Here is a 20,042-nt window from a genome sequence, read left to right on the forward strand (position 1 = left end):
CGGGAACGCGCCGGTGGGCCCGGATCCCGAGCGCCCGACTCGTGGTGGTTCCGGCCGGGCTCACATCTCGATCCGGTGGGCCTCCCGCAGGTTCACGAAGCGCTCGGGATTCGAGGTCAGCACGATCACCTGGGTCCGCTCCCCGGCGGTGGTGATGGCCGAGGCGAGCCGGCGGAGCCGCTGCGGATCGGAGTGGCCCAGGGCGTCGTCGAGCAGCACCGGCACGCCGTCCTCCGGGTCCACGAGCAGGGCGGTGGCGAGCCGGATGAGGATCACCAGCTGCTCCTTGGCGCCCGTGGACAGGGCGGAGAACGGCAGCCAGTCGCCGTGGAGCTTGCGCTGCTCGACCTCCAGGGACCCGCTCACCAGGACCTCGAAGTCCGGGCCGTAGACCGCCTTGCCCAGCTGCTCCACCTCGGTGCGGAACGGCTGGACGTACTGGGCGTGGGCGCGCTCGCGGTGCTCCAGCAGGGTCCGTTCCAGGAGCAGGGCGGCCTCGGCCCGTCGTTCGACCCCGGCGAGGTGGCGCCGGGCCGCCTCGAGCCGCGTCCCGGCCTGGTCGTGGGCCAGCTGCACCCGGTCCCGGCCCATGCCCTCGAGCCGGCCCTGCAGGGAGTTGTGGCGGCCCCGCCGCCCGGCCAGCAGCGTCTCGAGCCCCTCGATCTCGTCCGCGACGTGCTGCCGGTCCCCGAGCACCCGGTCGGCGTCGAGTCCGGCGAGGGCCGACTCGTGGCCCTCGATCTCCTCCTGGACCGTGGCGAGCGCCTCGGCCGCCGCGGCGGCGGCACGGTCGAGGTCCTCGTCCGGCAGCTCGCGGCGGGCGTCCTCGAGCCGGGCCCTGCCGGCGGTGAGGGCCCGCTCCTGCTCGAGCGCGGCGCCCTGGAGGGAGTGCAGCGTGGTCTGGGCGGACTGCAGGGCGGACCGGGCCGCCTCGGCGGCCGCCTCGGCGCGGTGCACGGCGTCCTCGGCCTCGGTGAGGGCGGCCTCGGCGGTCTCCACCGTCTCCTGGGCGGCGGCGGCGGTCTCCGGCAGCGGCACCGCGTCGTCGCGCCGGCCGCCGTACTGCTCGATCGCGGCGGCGAGGCGGTCCCGGTCGTCCCGCAGGCGGCTCTCGTCCTCGCCGCCGAGCAGGCGGTCGCGCTGGGCCTCGGCCTCGCGCACCTGCTGCGCCAGCTCCTGGGCCTCGCGCCACTCCGCGCGGGCCTCGGCGACCGACCTGACGCCGTGCCGCGCCAGCAGCGCGGCGCACCGCTCGCGGGCGGTGCGGGCGGCGTCCCGTCGGGTCTCGATGCCCTGCTCCGGGAGAACCCGCACCCGCCACTCGCCGGGGATCTCGACCTCGACCTCGTCCGTCACCGGCACGGACCACGGCTCCTCCGGGCCGACCTCCTCGGTCTCGCCGCCGCGCACGATCGGGCGTGCGCGGCCCAGCGCGGTGAGCTCCACCCGGGCGCTGCCGGCCGCCAGCTCCGCCTCGGCCTTCTCCGCCGCCCGCTCGGCCCGCTCGAGCTCGTCGACGATCTCCTCGTCGATCTCGGTGCCGGGGCGGGAACCCAGCTCGGCCAGCTGCGCCCGGACCGCCTCGAGGGAGTCCAGGATCTCGAGCGCGCGGCGGTGGCGCTCGACGTCGTCGAGGTGCTTCCGGTCCTCCCGCGCGGACCGGTGGGCGGCGCGGGCCTCCTGCACCGCGGCCTGGGCCGCGGCCCGGCGCTCCTCGGCCTCCTCGGCGTGCTCGCGCACCGGGGCGAGCTCCTGCTCGCAGGCCAGCAGTTCCCCGGCGAGCGCCGTGCTGCGCTCCTCGTCGGCGGTGAGCGCGGCCACGAGCTCTGCGCGCCGGGCGGAGCGCTCGCCGGCCCGGTCCAGCTCGGCCCGGGCGGCGTCCCGGCGGCGCTGCGCCTCCTGCCGCTGCCGCTGGACGGCCTCGATCTCCCCGGCGGCCCGGTCCAGCTCCGTCTTCTCCGCGCGGGCGGTGCCGAGCTTCCGGCCGGTGGCGGCGATCACCTCGGTGAGCTCCGCCAGCTCCTCCTCGACCACCGTGATGTCCCGCAGCTCCTCGGCGGTCTCCGCGGCGGCGGCCTCGGCCGCTCGGCAGTCCGTCTCGGCCTGGACGAACCGGGCGTTCTTCTTCCGGGTCGAGGTCCAGTACTTGTCGCACTCGGCGCGCACGCGCTCCAAGAGGGAGGCGACCTCGCGGTCGTCGCCCTGGGCCTGGCCGGCGTGGCACTCCAGGGCCCGGCGCAGCGCCGCGCTGTCGGTGAGGGCGTTCTGGGTCAGCCCGCCGGCCTGCATGAAGCGCAGGGCCTTCCACAGCGCGGTGTCGGCTCCGCCCCACAGCTGCTCGGCGGCGTCGTGGGCCTCGCGGCCGGTGAGCGTGCGGCCGTCCCCGCCGACGTGGCGGAGGGTCGTGGACGGCCGCTTCAGCCACTGCTTGGTGTAGACGACCCGGGTGGGTCCGATCGAGAACTCCGCCTCCACGAGGACGGGCACGTCCCGGCCGGCGGGCTTCGCCCCGGTGATCTTCTTGTGCTTGCTGTTGTCCGGGAGCTCGATCAGCGCGTCCAGGGCGTCGATCATCGAGGTCTTGCCGATCTCGTTGCGGCCGGTCAGCACGACGACCCCCGCGTCGGGGAACTCGACCTCGCGGGCGGTCACGCCGCGGAAGTTCTCCAGCCGGAGACGGTGCAGCTTCATCGGGCAGGTCCTCCCACGAGTCGGTACAGGAGCCGGAGCGCGTCCCCGGCGGCGGGCGCGTCCTCGGAGTCGGACGCGGCCAGTTCGCGCAGCTCGGTCACGGCGTCGGCGGCGTATCCGCCGACGTCGAGGTCCTCGAACTCGTGCTCGTCGGGGACGACCGCGAGGTCGGTGTGCCGCTCCCAGGCGTTGAGGCTCGCGAAGACCTCGGCCTGCTGCTCGAGCAGCCGGTCCAGCTCCGCGGACTCCGAGAGGTTCAGGGTGCCGGTGAACACGGTCTTGAGGATGATCCGCTCCTTCGGGGTGAGGGCGGCGAGCTCGGCCCGCAGCGCCTCGACGTCGCCGGCGCCGTCGAGCTGGCGTTCGAGCACCCGGTGCTCCCACCGCCCCACCTCGTGGGAGGTGACCCGGGCGCCGGAGCCGTCCAGCGCCACCTCGAGGACGTGTCCGCGGCCGGGCTCGCGGAAGCCCGTGGACTCGTGGGTGCCGGAGTAGTGGATCGCCCCGCGGTCGTCCTCGGGCCAGCGGATGTGCCGGTCGCCGAGGGCCACGTAGTGGATCAGCCCACCGGCCAGCGACTCGTCCAGGGGCGCGCGGCGCACGGTGACCTGGGAGGTGCGGTCGGGGTCGAGCTCGTCGAGCATTCCGTGGCCGACGACGACGCGCAGCGTCCCGTCCGCCGCCAGCCCCTCCAGGGCCGGGGCGACCGGGTCCGCGTCGGGGCGCTTGCTGCGCCAGGGCGCGGCCACCAGCTCGACGCCCTCGGCGACGGGCCACGGGCCCACCTCGTCCAGGAGGACCACGTTCTCCGGCTTCGCGCCGAGGAAGGCCTCCTGGGCGTAGAGGGACCCCGGTCCGAGGGGGTCGTGGTTGCCGGGCAGCAGGTACACCGGCAGCTGCACCGAGCCCATGGCGTCCAGGGCGCGCCCCACGTCCCGCCGGCTCAGGTTGGCGTGCTCGAAGACGTCGCCGGCCACCAGCACGAACGCGCAGTCCCGGGCGCGGGCCAGCTCCCCGATGCGGCGGATCGTCTCGACCCGGTCGCCGGTGTACCGGGACTGGGCCTCGCCCTCGAGGTAGTGCCGGGTCATGCCCAGCTGCCAGTCGCTCGTGTGGAGGAAACGGATGCTCGTCATCGAGGCTCCTCGTGCGGTCGGGGGTGCTGTCCTGGGGTGCGGCTCCTCTGCCACGCTATCGGCACCGGCGGACACCGCAGGCCCCGGCACCCCGGTCCGCCCCTGCCGGGTGCCGGGGAGGCGACGGACGGGCCCGTCGCCTCCCCGGCGTGCGGTCAGCGCTGCACGGGGTCGCCGGCGCCGAGCAGCCGCGCGATCGCGCCGCGGTCCGGGGCGGCCTCCCAGTCGCCCGGCGCCGTGCAGGCGATGGCCCCGCACGCGGCGGCCGTGCGGAGCCGCTCCGGCAGCGGCTCGCCGGAGATCAGCTCGGCGAGGTAGCCGGCCACGAAGGCGTCGCCGGCGCCGACGGTGTCGACGGCCTGCACCGCGAACGCCGGCACCTCCGCCCGCTCACCGCCCTCGAAGCCCACGGCGCCGTGCTCGCCGCGCTTCACGACGACCTGCGCCGGGCCCATCGCGGCGACGGCCTCCGCCTGCGCCGTCAGCCCGCGCTCGCCGGTCAGCAGCTCCGCCTCGTCCTCGCCCGCGAAGACGAGGTCGGCGCGGGCGGCGAGCGAGCGGTAGACGGGCACCGCCTGCTCGGCGTCCCACAGCCGCGAGCGGTGGTTGACGTCGAACGAGACGACCGCGCCCGCCCGGTGCGCCGCATCGATCGCCGCGTCGAGGGCGCGGCGGGCGGACCCGCTGACGGCGGCGGTGATGCCGGTCAGGTGGAGCACGCGCGCGGCGCGGACGCGGTCGAGGTCGAGGTCCGCGGGCCCCAGGCGGGAGCCCGCGCTGCCGGCGCGGTAGTAGCTGATGGCGCTGGCCCCGGCCGTGGGACGCTCCTTGAGCATGAGCCCGGTCGGGGCGTCCGGGTCGCGGGTGACGACCGGCACGACCCCTTCGGCGCGCAGCTGGCGCTCGACGAGCCGGCCGAGCGCGTCGTCGCCGAGACGGCCCACCCACGTGACGGGCACGCCGAGGCGGGCGAGCCCGATCGCGACGTTGCTCTCGGCGCCGCCGAAGCCCAGGTCCATCGACGGCACGAGCTCGAGCCGGCCGATCCGGGAGGCGACGAGCAGCCCGAGGGACTCGCCCAGGGTGATGACGCTCATGCCGCCGCCTCCTGGACGGCGACGGCCTCGCGCGCGGCCGCCTCGACCGCGCCGGCCCCGGCCGCGACCCGCTCGCCCGAGGCGATCCACGAGCCGCTGGCGGCGAAGACGGCCGGGTGGGCGAGGTACTCGGCGAGGTTCGCCGGGTTCACGCCGCCGCTGGGCATGAAGCCGATGCCGGGGAAGACGGGCGCCAGCGCGCCGATGAGCGCCAGTCCGCCGGCGACTCCCGCCGGGAAGAGCTTCAGCCGGTCGAGCCCGAGGCGGATCCCGCGCTGCACGTCGCTCGGCGTCATGATGCCGGGCAGCACGGGCACGCCGGCGGCGAGGGCCGCCTCGACCACCTCCTCGTCGAGCCCCGGGGCGACGACGAACGACGCGCCCAGGTCGAGGCTGCGCCGCAGCTGCTCGACGCTCAGCACGGTGCCGGCGCCGACGACCACGTCCCCGCGGGCGGCGATCCGCTCGATCGCCGCCAGGCCGTAGTCGTTGCGCAGCGCGACCTCGAGGACGGGCAGGCCGCCGGCCACCAGGCCGTCGGCGATCGTGTCGGCGGCGGAGGCGTCCTGGACGGTCGCCAGCGGCACGACGCCGCCGAGGCTCGGCGGGCGGGTTCCGGTGAGGTCGCTCATCGTGCCATCCAACCGCCGTCGACGGGCAGTGTCACGCCCGTGACGTAGGCGGCGGCCGGGCTCGCGAGGAACGCGGTGGCCCCCTGCAGGTCCGCCGGCCGCCCCCACCGGCCGGCGGGGATGCGTTCGAGGATCGCCTGCGAGCGGTCCTCGTCCGCGCGCAGCGCCGCGGTGTTGTCGGTGGCGATGTAGCCGGGCGCGATGGCGTTGACGGTCACCCCGTGCCGCGACCACTCGTTGCTGAGCGCCTTCACCAGGCCGACGACGCCGGACTTCGCCGCGGTGTAGCCGGGCACGTTGATGCCGCCCTGGAAGCTGAGCAGGCTGGCCGTGAAGATGATGCGGCCGCCGCCGCGCTCGACCATCGAGGCGCCGACCGTCTGGGTGAGGACGAACTGGCTGCGCAGGTTCACGTCCAGCACCTCGTCCCACCACTCGAGGGGGTGCTCGGCGGCGGGGGAGCGGCGGATGGTGCCGGCGTTGTTCACCAGGATGTCGGCACGGTCCCGCACCGCGTCGCCGAAGGCGCGGACGGCCTCGCGGTCGGTGAAGTCGACGGCGTGGCCCTCGAAGGCGCGGCCGAGCTCGCGCACGCGCCCGCCGATCGCCCCGCCGTCGGCCTCCTGGCGGGTGGAGGCGGCGATGATGTCGGCGCCGGCCATCGCGAGCGCCTCCGCCATGGCGAAGCCGATGCCGCGGCGGGCGCCGGTGACCACGGCGGTCGTGCCGGTGAGGTCGAGGGAGATGCTCATCGGGACACCCCCTGCACGTCGACCAGGATCTTCATCGCGGCCGCGGACAGCAGCGCGTCGAAGGCGGTCATCGTCTCCTCGAGCGGCACGACGCGCGTGATCAGCGCGTCGGCGGGCACGGCGCCCTCGGCGAGCAGGCCGACGGCACGCTCGAAGTCCTCCCGCTCGTAGACCCGGGCGCCGAGCACCTCGAGCTCCCGCCAGAAGATCCGGTGCAGGTCGACCGGCACCGGCTCGGGGTGGATCGCGACGAACACGACCCGGCCGCGGGTGCGGGCGTGGCGGGTGGCGTCGAGGGCGGTGCCGCGGGTGCCGGCCACCTCGAAGACCACGTCGGCGCCGGCACCGGCGGTGCGCTCCGCGACGACCGCGGAGAGGTCCTCGGCGGCGGGGTCGACGACGACGGCGCCCTGCTGCTCGGCGAACGCGCGGCGGGCGGCGTCCGGCTCGGCGAGGACCACCTCGGCGCCGGCCGCGCGGGCGACCACGGCGATGAGCTGGCCGATGGGGCCGCCGCCGATGACCACGGCCGTCTCGCCCGCCGTCAGCCGCGAGCGGCGCACGTCGTGCACCGCGACGGCGAGCGGCTCGACGAGCGCGGCGTGCTGGAGGGAGACGCCCTCGGGCAGCGGCACCACGAGCGAGGCCGGCACGGTCCACTGCTCCTGGAGCGCGCCGGGCGAGTCGACGCCGACGAAGTCCAGCCGCTGGCAGATGTGCTGGTGCCCGGCGCGGCAGGAGGCGCACTCGCCGCACCAGCGCAGCGGCATCACGGTGACGGGCCGGCCGATCTCCAGGGTGTCGACGTCGTCGCCGACCGCGTCGACGACGCCGCTCATCTCGTGCCCGATCACGGCCGGGGCCGCGACGCGCGCGTCCATGTGTCCCTGCACGATGTGCAGGTCGGTCCCGCAGATGCCGTTGTAGGCGACGCGGATGGTCACCTCGCCCGGCCCGGGGCGCTGGGGCTCGGCACCGCCGACCTCGATCCGCCCGCCGCCGATGTATCTCGCTGCTCGCACTGCCGTCTCCTTCGTGAGGCCGGTCCGCCACTTTGTGAAACTCAGTTCTGTTCGGAGTTCCATCTGGCGCAACTCGGTTCTGTCTGGTTAGAGTAGCCCCTGACCCCGCCAGTGGCGCAAATCACGTCGCCACGGCGACTCACCGAGGAGGAACTCATGCAGGGACGACGGATGCTGGGCACGATGGGCGTCGCAGCGGTCATGACGGCGGGACTGGCGTCCTGCTCCGCCGAGGCGGGAGACGGCGCAGGGACGACCTTCCGCGTCGCCTTCAACCAGGACATCGACCACCCGCAGGCGCAGGCGCTCACCGAGCTCTCGGAGGAGCTCGAGGCCCGCACCGACGGCCGGTACGCGCTCGAGCTCTACACCGACGAGACGCTCGGTGACCAGGCGGCCACCATCGAGCAGGTGCAGTCGGGCACCATCGACCTCGCGGTCGTGGCGGGGCCGCTGCTCGAGAACTTCGAACCGGACTTCTCGACCGTGAACCTTCCCTACCTCTACGAGTCGCCCGAGCACCAGCTGTCGGTGCTCAACGACCGCGAGGTCGTCGGCGAGCTCTATGACACCCTGGTCGACGACGACATCCAGGTGCTCACCGCCTACCACGGCGGGGTGCGCAACGTGTACTCGAGCGAGGGGCCGGTCGAGACGCCCGCCGACCTCGCCGGGCAGAAGATCCGCGTCATCGGCTCGGACACGAACGTGCGCATGATGGAGCTCATGGGCGGCGTGGGCACGCCGATGGCGCAGGGCGAGGTCTTCACCGCGATCCAGTCAGGCGTGCTCGACGGCGCGGAGAACAACGAGCTCATCTACTCCTCGCTCTCGCACGACGAGATCGCCCCGTACTACTCGCGCACCGAGCACCTCATGATGCCCGACTACCTGGTCGCGAACCCGGGCGTGTGGGAGGGCATCCCGGAGGAGGACCGCGCGGTGTTCGAGGAGCTGCTCACGGCGTCGGTCGACACCGAGCTGGAGCTGTTCGGCACCGCCGTCGACGAGGCCACCGCCGCCGCCGAGGAGGCCGGCGCGCAGTTCAACGACGTCGACGTCGAGGTGTTCCGCGAGGCCGTGCAGCCGCTGCACGAGGAGAGCGTCACCAGCGACCTGGCCCGCTCGGTCTACGACGCGATCGAGGCGGCGCGCGGCTGATGGCCACCACGGAACTCACGACCACTGCGCGGGCGTGGCTCGACGGCGCGCTCCGCGGGATCTGCGTCGGCCTCTTCGCGCTGCTGGTGCTGCTGGTGGTGTGGCAGGTCTTCACCCGCCTCGTGCTCGGCCAGCCGAGCGCCTGGTCCGAGGAGGCGGCACGGCACGCCTTCGTGTGGGTCAGCCTGATCGGCATCGCGATCGCGGTCGGTGAGAAGGCCGACGTCATCATGGACTTCCTCGTCGAACGGCTGCCGGTCCCCGTCCAGCGCGGCGCCGACGTGATCGCGTACCTCGCGACGCTCGCCTTCGTGCTGTACGTGATGGTCTTCGGCGGCCTCCAGCAGTCCGTCCTGGCGTGGGGGCAGCAGAACCCGCTGCTGCCCCTCACGCAGGGCCAGCTCTACCTGGCCCTGCCGGTCTCCGGCGTGCTGCTGACCGTCTACCTGACCATCCACCTCGTCGGCACCTTCTTCCCCGGCTACCAGGGGCACGTGGGCGTCGACGAAGACCTCGAGGCGGCGGCGCTGTGATCGATCCCGCTGCCATCAGCGCCATCCTGATCGGCGGGCTCGTGCTGCTGCTCGCGGTCGGCGCCCCCGTCTCCGTCTCCATCGGCCTGCCGTCGGCACTGTGCATGCTGCTGATCGTCGACTTCGACCGGGGCGCGGTCACCGCCGCGCAGCAGATGGTCGGCGGGGTCGACTCGTTCGCGCTGCTCGCCATCCCGTTCTTCGTCCTCGCCGGCGTGATCATGAACACCGGCGGCATCGCGGAGCGGCTGATCAACCTCGCCCGCGTGCTGGTGGGGCGCACCCCCGCGCCGCTGGTGCAGACCAACGTGATCGCCAACGCGATCTTCGGCTCCGTCTCCGGCTCCGCGGTGGCCAGCGCCGCCGCGATCGGCTCCACCATGTCCCCGATGCAGCGGCGGTCGGGCTACGACCGGGCCTTCAGCGCGGCGGCGAACATCGCCTCGGCGCCGGCCGGCATGCTGATCCCGCCGAGCAACACCCTCATCGTGTACTCGCTCGCCGCCGGCGGCACGTCGATCGGCGCGCTGTTCGTGGCCGGCTACGTCCCGGGCCTGCTGTGGGCGCTGGCCTGCGGGGCCGTCGGCTTCGCCTACGCGCGCCGGCACCCCGAGCTGCGGGGCGAGCCGTGGCCCGAGCTCTCGGTCCTCCTGGCCACGCTGTGGCGCGCGGTCCCCTCGCTCGGGCTGATCGTGGTGGCGATCGGCGGCATCGTGGTCGGCTTCTTCACGCCGACCGAGGGCTCGGCCGTGGCCGTGGTCTACTCGCTGCTGCTCTCGTTCCTCTACCGCACCGTCTCGGCCAAGGACCTGCCGCGCATCCTGTTCGACGCCACCCGGACGAGCGCGATCGTGATCTTCCTGATCGCGGTCTCGACGATCATGTCCTACGTCATGACCTACGCCCGGCTGCCGCAGCTGATCGCCGAGTCGCTGTTCGGCTGGACCGACTCGAAGGTCGTCGTGCTGCTGATCATGATGCTCGTGCTGCTGCTGATCGGCATCCCGCTCGACCCGACGCCGGCGATCCTGATCTTCACGCCGATCTTCCTGCCGATCGCCGTGTCCTACGGCATCGACCCGGTGCACTTCGGCATCGTGATGGTCTTCAACCTCTCGATCGCGGTCATCTCGCCGCCCTCGGCGCCCGTGCTCTTCGTCGGCGCCCAGGTCGCGAAGCTGAAGCTCGAGCCCGTCATCGTCAAACTGGTGCCGTTCCTGCTCGTGCTCATCGCGCTGCTGTTCGTCATCGTCTTCGTCCCCCAGCTGTCCCTGTGGCTCCCCGGCCTCATGGGCCTGCTCTGAACACCCCACCGGAAGGAAACACCATGACCGCCGTCCACGGCCCCACCTCGCCCGAGCAGATCCCCGGCGCCACCCAGCAGCAGCTGCGCGAGCGCTACCTCGTCGAGGACCTCTTCGTCCCCGGCGGCGTGCGCACCGCCGTCACCCACTACGACCGCGTGGTCGCCGTCGGCGCCGTGCCGACCGACGCGCCGCTGGCCCTCGAGGCCGTGCCGGAGATCCGCAGCGACCAGTTCCTCGACCACCGCGAGATCGGCATCGTCAACATCGGTGCGGGCGGCGCCGTCGTCGCCGACGGCGAGCGCCACCCGATGGCGACCGGCGCGTGCCTCTACCTCGGCCGCGGCGTCCGGGACGTCTCGTTCGAGTCCGACGACGCCGCCGCCCCCGCCCGCTTCTACGGCTTCTCGGCGCCGGCGCACACCACGTACCCGACCGCGCTCGTCGAGCCGGGGCAGGGCACGGTGCGCGAGCTCGGCGACCCGCTGACCTCGAACCGCCGCACGCTCAACCAGTACATCCACGAGAACGGGGTGCGCAGCTGCCAGGTGGTCATGGGCGTGACGCAGCTGCACCCCGGTAGCATGTGGAACACGATGCCGGCGCACACGCACGACCGCCGCACCGAGTTCTACGTCTACTTCGACGTGCCCGAGGACGCCCGCGTGGTCCACCTCATGGGTGAGCCGTCCGAGACGCGCCACCTGCTGGTCGGCGACGGCGGGCTGGTGCTCTCGCCGTCGTGGTCGATCCACTCGGGCGTGGGAACGTCGAACTACTCGTTCGTGTGGGCGATGGCCGGCGAGAACCAGTCCTTCGACGACATGGACGGCGTCGCGATCGTCGACATGAGATGAGGTGGCCATGACCACGGAGCCGCAGGCGCTCGACACGAGACCGGCGCCCTCGGCGGGCGCGAGCGAGAAGACGCTGCGGGTGCTCGAGGCCGCGATCCTCTACGACCGCTTCACCGACATCGTGGAGGAGACCGGGCTGGCCAAGGCCACCGTGCACCGGATCCTCGCGACGCTCGTCGAGCAGAAGTTCATCACCGGCGACAGCGATCGCGGCTATCACCCGGGCTCCCGCTTCCTCGGCATCGCCGGGCGGGCCATCTCGCGGCTCGACATCTCCTTCCTCGCGGAGCCGATCGTCGAGGAGCTCGTGCGCGAGGTCGACTGCACCATCCACGTCGGCGTCGTCAACGGCTTCGAGATGGTCTACGTCATCCGCAAGGACTCGTCGAAGCCCTACCGGATGGCGTCCCGCGTGGGCCTGTCCATGCCGATGCACTGCTCGGGCATGGGGAAGGCCGTGCTCGCGTACTGGCCCCCCGAGCAGGTGGACCGGCTGATCGCCGAGGTCGGCCTGCCGGCACGCACCGACCGGACCATCACGGACGCCGGCCGGCTGCACGCCGAGCTCGCCGAAGTGCGGCAGCGCGGCTACGCGCTCGACCTCGGCGAGAACGAGGCCGGCACCGTGTGCGTCTCCGCGCCGATCCGCGACCACCTCGGCCACGTGACGTACGGCCTGTCGATCTCGTCGATCGCGCTCGAGCACCCCGGTTCGAGCATCGAGCAGTTCGCGCCGCAGGCGATCGCCGCCGCCGACGCGATCTCCCGGGCGCTCGGCTCCTCGGTCGGTCGCGCCGGCGAGTAGCACGGCGGCGCGCTCCGGGCGCCGCCGAACTCACCGCGGACACCCGAGATGCCGGTGTCCGTGCGCCCGGGTGGAGTGGACACGGTGAGTTCGCGGGGCAGGAGCGCGCTCCGGCGGCGTGTGCTTGAGTGGACGCATGGAGCCGAGCAGCCGGAAGGACCTGTGGGCGGCCGTCCACGCCGAGCGCGCACGCCTGGCCGAGGACCTGGCCGGCCTGGACCGCGGGCAGTGGGCGGCGCCGTCCCTGTGCGGTCGGTGGACCGTGGAGGACGTCGTCGCCCACCTCACCGCGGCCGCGAGCACCGGCCGGCTCCGCTGGCTCCGGAGCGTGCTGGGGGCCCGCTTCGACTTCGACCTGCACAACCAGCGGCGGCTCGAGGAGCACCGGGGCGCCACCCCGGCCGAGACGCTCCGGCGCTTCCGGGACGTGGTCGGGAGCACCGTGGCACCCTCCAAGGACACCGCGGCGTGGCTGGGGGAGGTCGTCGTGCACGGCCAGGACGTCCGCCGCCCGCTCGGCCTGCCGCGCACGCCCCCGGTCGACACCGTGACCGCGGTGGCACGGTTCTTCGTGCGCAAGGACTTCGCGGTGCCCAGCCGCAGCGCCGCCCAGGGCCTGCATCTCGTGGCGACCGACGGCCCGTTCGAGTCCGGATCCGGGCCCCTGGTCAGCGGGCCCACGCTGGCGCTCACCATGGCGATGGCCGGCCGTGAGGCCTTCTGCGACGACCTCACGGGTGAGGGCCTCTCGATCCTGCGGTCCCGCTGCTCAACCGGTGAATGACCTCACGGCCGATGTCGCGGCGGGCCCGGTCCGTGGGCACCGCCACGGTCCGGGCCCGCCCTCATGCACGCCCTCGGCTCAACGGGGATCGAGCGGGGTGAAGGTGCCCGAACGAGCCTCGATGACGGTCGCGGCGTCGAGCAAAGTGTCTTCGTCGAAGCGCCGACCGAGCAGCTGCACCCCGCTCGGCAGACCACCGACCACGCCTGTGGGCACTGACATGGCCGGGAACCCGAGGACAGGGATGGCCATCATGGAGGCCTGAGCAGCCATGACCTGGCGCATCCGTTCCACACTGGCGATGTCGGCGTCCTGCTCGAAGGGTTGTTCGGCAGAAACCGGCAGGACGATCAGCGGGTAGGTCTCGAGGATCTCACCGAGCCTGCGGATGAGAGTGCCACGGCGGGAGTATCCGTTGACGAACTGCTCGAGAGTCGGCTTCTCGCCCCACCAGTCGGCGGCCACGGCGTAGTAGTGTTCGGCGGCCTTCTTCATCCCGTGGTCTCCGACCTCGTTGACCAGCGGCATGGCGAGGCGGAACTCCTCCATGCACAGCAGGTACCAGAGCCGGTAGGCCTCGGCGAGGACGGGCAGCCCGATCTCTTCGACCACGTAGCCCACATCCCGCAGATAGCCGGCGGCCTGGTCCAACGATGCACTGACCTCCGCAGCAGGCGCCGCGACGCCGAGGTCGCGCACGAGTCCGACCCGCATCGGACCTGCAGGGCGTGGCACAGCACGCGCACCGGGCACGAACGCCGGATCACGGTGACTGAAGTCGTTGAGCGCGCTCATCGTCAGCCGCACATCGGCCACGCTGCGGGCCAGCGGCCCCTGGACGAGCATCGTCTGCACGGAGAGCGAGGCATCGACATCGTCGGGGTGGTAGGTCTGGGCCACCCGGCCGGCAGTCGGCCGCAGGCCCACCACTCCGGTGGCGTAGGCGGGGTCGCGCACCGATCCGCCGATGTCGTTGCCGCCGGCGATCGGGACCATGCCCGATGCCACGGCCGAACTCGCTCCGCCGCTGGACCCGCCCGGTGTGCGAGAGGCATCCCATGGGTTGAGCGTCCGCCCGTGCAGATCGTTGGTGGTGAACCAGCGATAGGCGAACGCGGGGGAGTTGCTGCGCCCCATCAGCACCGCCCCCGCCCGGCGCAGGCTGGCCACGTGCGGGCTGTCCTCATCGGCGACGGCGTCCTTGAACGCCACCACCCCCTGGGTGGTGGCGTAGCCCGCCTGGTCGGAGTTGATCTTGACGGACACCGGCACACCGTGGAGAGGGCCCAGCTCTTCTCCCGCGGCGCGGCGGCGGTCGGCGTCGTCGGCCATGGACAGCGCTTCCTCGGGGCGCACCTCGACCAAGGCGTTGAGCCGCGGATTGACCTCCTCGATGCGCGACAGGCAGCTCTGGACCACCTCACGGCTGGACATGACGCCGGTGGCGATCCCGTGGGCGAGATCGGTGGCGGTCCACCGCCACAGCTCCTCAGTGGAACCGGAGGCGCCGGGTGCCGCCGAACTGGGCGAGACATTGGTGATGGTCATGGGTGTTCCCCTTCGAGCGGCAGCGTGGAATCCCTCCGCGGACAGTGGTAAGGCGTGCTCGCGCAACGAGTTGGGGCCCGCGCCAAGCTGTCCGCGACGAGGGTCGGCGCCCCGCTCTGTGAGCTGCGTCACCCCCCGTGGTGGGTGAACTCAGTGAAGCAGGGATCGAAGCCGTGCTTCAATACCTCATAGAGACCGAGATTGCCGTGATTATTCATTTCCGGATATCAACCGGGAGGGGGGGTGGAGCTGATTCCCCGTCGTTTCGCCGGCCGAACACATCGCCGCTGTCGGCATGAGGATCTCCGGGTCACCCCATGCATCATCGCTCGGTTGCCGGCCTTCCGGTGCCGGCCGTGCGCTGCGACCACCGAGCGGTCACCTTCAGTGTCGTGGCCGGCTCGGCGATCGTCATCGTCTGCGCCGAGCGTCTGTCCCGGAAGAACTGTCCGGACTGTTTCTCAGTCGCAATTGCTGCAGACGGCGTTGTGGGCGTTCACCCGGCCATGCGCCCAGTAGGTGCCGGTGCCGGCAATCTTGTCGGATGTCGATTCGACCTTGGTCCGCACTGAGGTGTGTGTTGCACCGGGGTCGGCGCTCCAGGCAAGCGCAGCAGTTGCAGCGACTATGGCTGAGGACACCGAAGTGCCGTTGCCGACGTCGTAACCCCAGGAGCGGTTGTTCTGTGTTCCCAGGACGAACTCGTGATTCGGGAAGGTCGAGTAGACGTTGACCCCGGGTGCCGCAACATCCACCCAGCTGGACCCGTAGGTGGAGAACGATGCCTTGGCGTCGTTGTTGTCGGTAGCCGCGACGGCGATGACGTTCGGGTAAGCGCCCGGGTAGATCTTCCGCTGGTTGCCTCCGTTGCCTGCTGCGGCAACCAGCACCGAACCCTTGTTCCACGCATTGTCGACGGCGGTTTCGAGAGTTCGTGTCGCCCGCACGCCGAGGCTCATGTTGATCACCTTCGCGCCGTTGTTGACCGACCAGTTGATGCCGTTGGCGAGGCTCGAGCTGGACCCGATTCCGCTGTCATCGAGAACCTTCCCGTCCAGGACCTTGCACCCCGGGCACACACCGGCCACGCCTGCACTGTTGTCGGCGGTGGCGGCGACACTGCCTGCCATGTGCGTTCCGTGGCCGTAGTTGTCGTCCCCGGACTCACCCTTGGTGAAGTTCGCACGTGCTACTACATTCGGTGTGATGTCACTGTTGTCGTTGGCCACACCGGAATCGAGTACGGCAACTCTGATGTCACTCCCGGTCGTGACGCTCCACGCCTCGACGGCATCGACGTCAGCGTCCGCCGTGCCCGCGGCCACCAGTATGTCCCCGTTGGTGTTGGTGAATGACTGTCCATCGTTCTGCAGGGCGTACTGCCGAGGGAAGTACTCGTCGGTCGTAGCGGGAGTCACCACCTGGTCCAGTTCGGCGTACTCGACCGCCGGATTCCGGTTCAGAGCCTCGACGAACTGAAGCTCCTTGCCGGTCGGCACTGTGATGAGGCGAGCGCCCGTGCTCCCGATCCCGGGCCCTACCTCAAGGCCGAGCCGGCGTAGCACGTCTGCTGCCGCTCCGTTGTCGCGGAACTTCACCATGATCTGGCCCGCCACGTGTGACGCCTCGGGCGCGGCACTGACCGGGGTGGCGAAGGTCATGGCACCGACGCCCATCGTCACCGCTAGGAAACTCGCCAGGATCTTTGTTCTCATGAGGAAGCTCCGATAAGGGTTCCGGCAACCGGGCAGTATGCGAGAAGCTCTTCCGTCGCCGCGTCCTTCACCGCAGGACACCAAGCCAGTCGGACCAACTGGTCCGATCCACCCTCGGACCGACGGGATCGGGGCCTGCGCTGTACGGCCAGTACGCTGTTCTGGGTCTACGGGCGATCTGTCTCGCGTAGGCCAAGCTTCCTCCGGATGGATCGTCTTGTCGATACATCGAACGCCGGAGCAGGGAATCTGACTGATGGTGACCGGGGGAGTCACGGGTGAGATCCGGGCAAGCGGAGCCTGGCAGCGGTCTGCGGCCTGACGCATGCTGTTGTCCGCCGGCTCGCGGCCACCCCCTACGAGCTCCGGGGCGTCCGGATCTGTGGGCAGGTCGTCCGTCCGGACGGTGCGCTCCCAGCCGTCGGCGGGAGAGAGTGAGGGGAGGCGCCGGCCGCGGACCGGTCCCGCACGCCGTGCCGCACCCGCAAGCACCCGAGCAGAGGAGACACCATGCCCGAGACCATCGCCGGGATCACCGTTCCGGACTCCGCCCTCGTCCGCGAGACCACCGAGCTGGTCCGGGGGGCCGCCGACGAGAGCCTGTTCAACCACTCCCGCCGGGTCTTCCTCTTCGGCATGCTCAAGTCCGCCGCGCGCGGGGCCGAGGTGGACCCAGAGCTCGCCTACGTGGGTGCCATGTTCCACGACCTCGGCCTCACCGACGAGCACCGCACGAAGCGCCAGCGCTTCGAGATCGACGGCGCCGAGGCGGCCCAGGCGTTCCTGCGCGACCACGGCCGCTCGGCGGAGGAGGCGCGCAACGTGTGGCTGGCGATCGCCCTGCACACCACCCCGGAGATCCCCCTGCGCCTGGCGCCCGAGGTCGCCGTGGTCACCCTGGGCGTCGAGACCGATGTGCTGGGCCTCGACCTGGACGAGATCTCCGAGGAGCACCGCGCCGAGGTCGTCGCCGCGCACCCGCGGCCGGACTTCAAGAACAAGATCCTCCGCGCCTTCTACGACGGCATGGCCGACCGGCCCGAGACCACCTTCGGCACCATGAACGACGACGTGCTCGCCCACTTCGACCCCGACTTCCACCGGGAGGACTTCGTGCGCATCATCCAGGAGAACGCCTGGCCCGAATGAGCCCGGACGATCTCCGGCGGACCGGCGGACCGGCGGACCGGCGGGCGACGAGCGACGGTGAGCGGTAGCGTGGGCTCGTGCTGACCGAGACCCGGCGTGTGGTGTTCCTCGTGTTCGACGGCGTGAAGATGCTCGACGTCGCCGGCCCGGCCGAGGTGTTCGCCGAGGCCACCGCGCTGGGCGCCGATTACGTGCTGAGCTACGCCTCGCCGTCCGGGGAGCCGGTGCGCACCTCCGTGGGGCTCCGGCTGCCCGTGGACGCGGCCGTCGCCGAGCTGTCCGACGTCGACACGCTGATCGTCGCGGGCGGGGACGGCCTCGTCTCCGCGCCGCTGCCCGAGGCGCTGGTCGAGGCGGTCCGCTCGCCCGGGAGCGCCGCCCGCCGGCTGGTCTCCATCTGCACCGGGTCCTTCGTCCTCGCCGCCGCGGGGGTGCTCTCCGGCCGGCGGGCCACCACCCACTGGCGCCACGCCCAGCTCCTGGCCCGCGCGCATCCCGACGTCCGGGTGGAACCGGACGCCCTGTTCGTCGAGGACCGCGGTGTGTTCACCTCGGCCGGCGTCTCCGCCGGCATCGACCTCGCCCTGGCCCTGGTCGAGCGCGACCACGGGCCCGGGCTCGCCCGGGACGTCGCCCGCGGCCTCGTGATGTTCATGCAACGCCCCGGCGGTCAGTCCCAGTTCTCCGCCCCGCTGCAGGCACCGCCGCCGCGGACGCCGGTGCTGCGCGCCGCCGTCGACCGCGTCTGCGCGCAGCCCGCCCTCGACCACAGTGCCGACGCCTTGGCCGCCGCCGTCGGCGTCAGCCCCCGGCACCTCGCACGGCTCTTCGCGGCCGAGCTGCAGATCTCCCCGGCCAAGTTCGTCGAACGCACCCGCCTGGACCATGCGAAGGGCCTCCTCGACGCCGGGCACGGTGTTGCCGAGACCGCTCGCGCCGCCGGCTTCGGCAGTACCGAGACCCTGCGCCGGACCTTCGTGGCGCGGTTCGACGTATCGCCCGGCCAGTACCGCGCGCGGTTCACCGGCACCGGCACCGGCGACGTCGATCGGCCCCGGCGAACGGTGTGACCGCCGCGGCGCGGTGGCACCGTTGTGCCGCCCGCGGCACCGGAGGAGCATGGAACCCCGGCCCGTCGATGCTCCAGGAGTTCCCGTGGCGTACAAGTTCTTTCCCCACGTCCCCGTCGCCGACCTGGAGCGCTCACGGTCCTTCTACCAGGCCCTGGGCTGGCGGACGGCGCCCGGCATGGCCGAGGGGCGCAGCCTGATCCTGGACCTCGGGGAGGACTTCGGGGTGACGCTCGTCGAGCGGCGGTTCATGCAGCAGGCGATCGGCGAGGGCCAGGAGCTCGCGGATCCCCGCCGCACGGTGAGCGGAAGCTTCGCCCTGCTGGTCGACATCCCCGAGGACGTCGACGTCCTGGTCGACCGGGCGGTCGCCGCCGGCGCCACCGCCGGGCAGCGGGAGGACGACAGCTACACGAGCCACCGGGTGTTCGCCGACCCGGACGGACACCGGTGGAACATCGTGTGGATGGACCCGCTCCTGACGGCCCGGGAGTGAGCCGGCCCCCGGGCCAGCACTCCGCCTCCGCGCTTCCGGCTGCGCAGGTGCCCTCCCGACGGCGGGGCCCGTGGCGCTGCCCGAGGACCGGAACATGTCCTCGGGCAGTACGCTGGATTCACAAGATTCACAAGATTCACCGACGTTCACAGGAGGAGTGTGGAGAATCCCTTCCGCCCCACAGCAGGAGCCTCCCCGCCGGAGATCATCGGCCGGGCCGGCGTCCTGGACGAGTTCGCCTACGGGCTGCGTCTCCGTTCGGGGGCTCCCGGGTTGCTCACCGTCTTCACGGGAGCCCGTGGCGTAGGCAAGACCGTGATGCTGGGCGCGGCCGAGGACCTGGCCCGCGCCCAGGGCTGGGCCGTCGTGTCCGAGACGGCAACACGGGGCTTCACGGCGCGCATCGGCAACGCCATGCGCCGGCTGGCCGACGAGCTCGGCAGCGGACCCCGGGGCCGGCGGCTCACCGCTGTCACGGCGGCAGGGTTCGGCTTCACCACCCAGCTGCCGCCGGACCAGCAGCTGGAGTGGCGCGAGGAGGGCCTGCGGCTGCTTCGCCTGCTGGAGGAACAGCGGACCGGTCTGGTCATCACCGTGGACGAGATCCATGCCGCGGACCGGCAGGAGATCGCCCAGCTGGCCGCGGACGTGCAGCACTTCATCCGCGCGGGCCTGCCCATCGGCCTGCTCTTCGCCGGCCTGCCGGCGGCGGTGTCCGACCTGCTGAACGAGGGGGTGGCCACGTTCCTCCGCCGCGCCGACCGGATCGACCTGCACGCGGCCGCGATCGGCGAGGTCCAGCAGTCCTACGTGGAGACCTTCGCGGCGGGCGGCTTCACCCTGGAGGAGGACCGGGCCCGGCGAGCCGCCGAGGCCACCGGCGGCTATCCGTTCCTGATCCAGCTGGTGGGGTACTTCCTGTGGCAGGAGGCGGAGCAGGTCTCCTCCGCGCTCACGGACGAGATGGTGGACCAGGCGGTCGCCGCCGCGCACCGCCGCAACGAGCGCGTGGTCATCGAAGCAGCACTCTCGACGGCCTCCCCGCGGGACCTCGACTTCCTCCGTGCCATGGCCCAGGACGACGGGCCGTCCACCGCCGGGGACATCGGCACCCGGATCGGGGCCAGGCCGAACACCGTCGGCAACTACAGGACCCGGCTGATCGACGCCGGACTGATCGAGCCGGCCGGGTACGGGCTGGTCCGCTTCGCCATCCCCGGACTGCGCGAGCACCTGCGCCGGAGCGGTTGACGGACCCCAGCGGCCCGACCACTGCCGCAGGGGCCGGCC

General features: G+C 72.4%; 18 protein-coding genes. 10 read left to right on the plus strand and 8 right to left on the minus strand.

Annotated features, from left to right (window positions below):
* Positions 1-60 precede the first annotated feature (60 nt).
* The 6 genes from RCG67_RS02060 to RCG67_RS02085 all read right to left on the minus strand — a co-directional run bounded on the left by RCG67_RS02060 (position 61) and on the right by RCG67_RS02085 (position 7,330).
* Positions 61-2,691, minus strand: a complete 2,631-nt coding sequence (locus tag RCG67_RS02060; protein ID WP_368824619.1) for an AAA family ATPase — start codon at positions 2,689-2,691, stop codon at positions 61-63.
* Positions 2,688-3,827 (minus strand): metallophosphoesterase family protein, encoded by a 1,140-nt coding sequence (locus RCG67_RS02065; protein ID WP_368824620.1) that lies wholly within the window; start codon positions 3,825-3,827, stop codon positions 2,688-2,690. Before RCG67_RS02065 ends, RCG67_RS02060 begins: the two co-directional genes overlap by 4 nt.
* A gap of 155 nt (positions 3,828-3,982) precedes the next feature.
* Complete coding sequence (locus tag RCG67_RS02070; protein WP_368824621.1) at positions 3,983-4,924, minus strand: sugar kinase; 942 nt, start codon at positions 4,922-4,924, stop codon at positions 3,983-3,985.
* The gene (locus RCG67_RS02075; RefSeq protein ID WP_368824622.1) at positions 4,921-5,556 is read right to left on the minus strand and encodes a bifunctional 4-hydroxy-2-oxoglutarate aldolase/2-dehydro-3-deoxy-phosphogluconate aldolase; all 636 of its coding nucleotides are present in this window, start codon (positions 5,554-5,556) and stop codon (positions 4,921-4,923) included. Before RCG67_RS02075 ends, RCG67_RS02070 begins: the two co-directional genes overlap by 4 nt.
* Positions 5,553-6,308 (minus strand): SDR family oxidoreductase, encoded by a 756-nt coding sequence (locus RCG67_RS02080; protein ID WP_368824623.1) that lies wholly within the window; start codon positions 6,306-6,308, stop codon positions 5,553-5,555. The genes RCG67_RS02075 and RCG67_RS02080 overlap by 4 nt, the downstream gene beginning before the upstream one ends.
* Positions 6,305-7,330 (minus strand): zinc-dependent alcohol dehydrogenase, encoded by a 1,026-nt coding sequence (locus RCG67_RS02085; protein WP_368824624.1) that lies wholly within the window; start codon positions 7,328-7,330, stop codon positions 6,305-6,307. The genes RCG67_RS02080 and RCG67_RS02085 overlap by 4 nt, the downstream gene beginning before the upstream one ends.
* 156 nt (positions 7,331-7,486) lie before the next feature.
* On the opposite strand from RCG67_RS02085, the gene RCG67_RS02090 reads away from it, so the two are divergent.
* The 6 genes from RCG67_RS02090 to RCG67_RS02115 all read left to right on the plus strand — a co-directional run bounded on the left by RCG67_RS02090 (position 7,487) and on the right by RCG67_RS02115 (position 12,774).
* Entirely contained in the window at positions 7,487-8,491 is a 1,005-nt protein-coding gene (locus RCG67_RS02090; protein WP_368824625.1) for a TRAP transporter substrate-binding protein, read from the plus strand.
* Positions 8,491-9,024, plus strand: a complete 534-nt coding sequence (locus tag RCG67_RS02095; RefSeq protein WP_368824626.1) for a TRAP transporter small permease — start codon at positions 8,491-8,493, stop codon at positions 9,022-9,024. The genes RCG67_RS02090 and RCG67_RS02095 overlap by 1 nt, the downstream gene beginning before the upstream one ends.
* On the plus strand, positions 9,021-10,328 hold the full coding sequence (locus tag RCG67_RS02100; RefSeq protein WP_058872935.1) for a TRAP transporter large permease: 1,308 nt from the start codon (positions 9,021-9,023) through the stop codon (positions 10,326-10,328). The genes RCG67_RS02095 and RCG67_RS02100 overlap by 4 nt, the downstream gene beginning before the upstream one ends.
* A 23-nt stretch (positions 10,329-10,351) precedes the next feature.
* Positions 10,352-11,185 (plus strand): 5-dehydro-4-deoxy-D-glucuronate isomerase, encoded by an 834-nt coding sequence (kduI, locus tag RCG67_RS02105; RefSeq protein ID WP_368824627.1) that lies wholly within the window; start codon positions 10,352-10,354, stop codon positions 11,183-11,185.
* Between the two features lie 7 nt (positions 11,186-11,192).
* A complete protein-coding gene (locus tag RCG67_RS02110) occupies positions 11,193-11,990 on the plus strand; it encodes an IclR family transcriptional regulator (RefSeq protein WP_368824628.1) in 798 nt (265 codons plus the stop codon).
* 136 nt (positions 11,991-12,126) lie between these two features.
* Positions 12,127-12,774, plus strand: a complete 648-nt coding sequence (locus tag RCG67_RS02115; protein WP_368824629.1) for a maleylpyruvate isomerase family mycothiol-dependent enzyme — start codon at positions 12,127-12,129, stop codon at positions 12,772-12,774.
* 78 nt (positions 12,775-12,852) lie between these two features.
* Here the strand turns inward: RCG67_RS02115 and RCG67_RS02120 are convergent, their stop codons facing one another.
* A complete protein-coding gene (locus RCG67_RS02120) occupies positions 12,853-14,322 on the minus strand; it encodes an amidase (RefSeq protein WP_368824630.1) in 1,470 nt (489 codons plus the stop codon).
* 461 nt (positions 14,323-14,783) lie between these two features.
* Complete coding sequence (locus RCG67_RS02125; RefSeq protein ID WP_368824631.1) at positions 14,784-16,037, minus strand: S8 family serine peptidase; 1,254 nt, start codon at positions 16,035-16,037, stop codon at positions 14,784-14,786.
* Positions 16,038-16,547: 510 nt separating this feature from the next.
* Between RCG67_RS02125 and RCG67_RS02130 the strand changes: the two genes are divergently transcribed.
* The 4 genes from RCG67_RS02130 to RCG67_RS02145 all read left to right on the plus strand — a co-directional run bounded on the left by RCG67_RS02130 (position 16,548) and on the right by RCG67_RS02145 (position 20,003).
* Positions 16,548-17,186: an HD domain-containing protein gene (locus RCG67_RS02130; protein WP_368824632.1), complete on the plus strand. Its 639-nt coding sequence runs from the start codon at positions 16,548-16,550 to the stop codon at positions 17,184-17,186.
* 77 nt (positions 17,187-17,263) lie between these two features.
* Positions 17,264-18,256, plus strand: coding sequence for a GlxA family transcriptional regulator (locus RCG67_RS02135; RefSeq protein ID WP_368824633.1), 993 nt, complete (start codon positions 17,264-17,266; stop codon positions 18,254-18,256).
* Positions 18,257-18,341: 85 nt separating this feature from the next.
* Positions 18,342-18,752, plus strand: coding sequence for a VOC family protein (locus RCG67_RS02140; RefSeq protein WP_368824634.1), 411 nt, complete (start codon positions 18,342-18,344; stop codon positions 18,750-18,752).
* Between the two features lie 159 nt (positions 18,753-18,911).
* Complete coding sequence (locus RCG67_RS02145; RefSeq protein ID WP_368824635.1) at positions 18,912-20,003, plus strand: DUF8462 domain-containing protein; 1,092 nt, start codon at positions 18,912-18,914, stop codon at positions 20,001-20,003.
* The last annotated feature ends 39 nt before the right edge of the window (positions 20,004-20,042 follow it).

Origin of the sequence: Kocuria cellulosilytica (assembly GCF_040981245.1) — a bacterium.
In the GTDB taxonomy this organism is placed as follows: Bacteria; Actinomycetota; Actinomycetes; order Actinomycetales; family Micrococcaceae; genus Kocuria; species Kocuria cellulosilytica.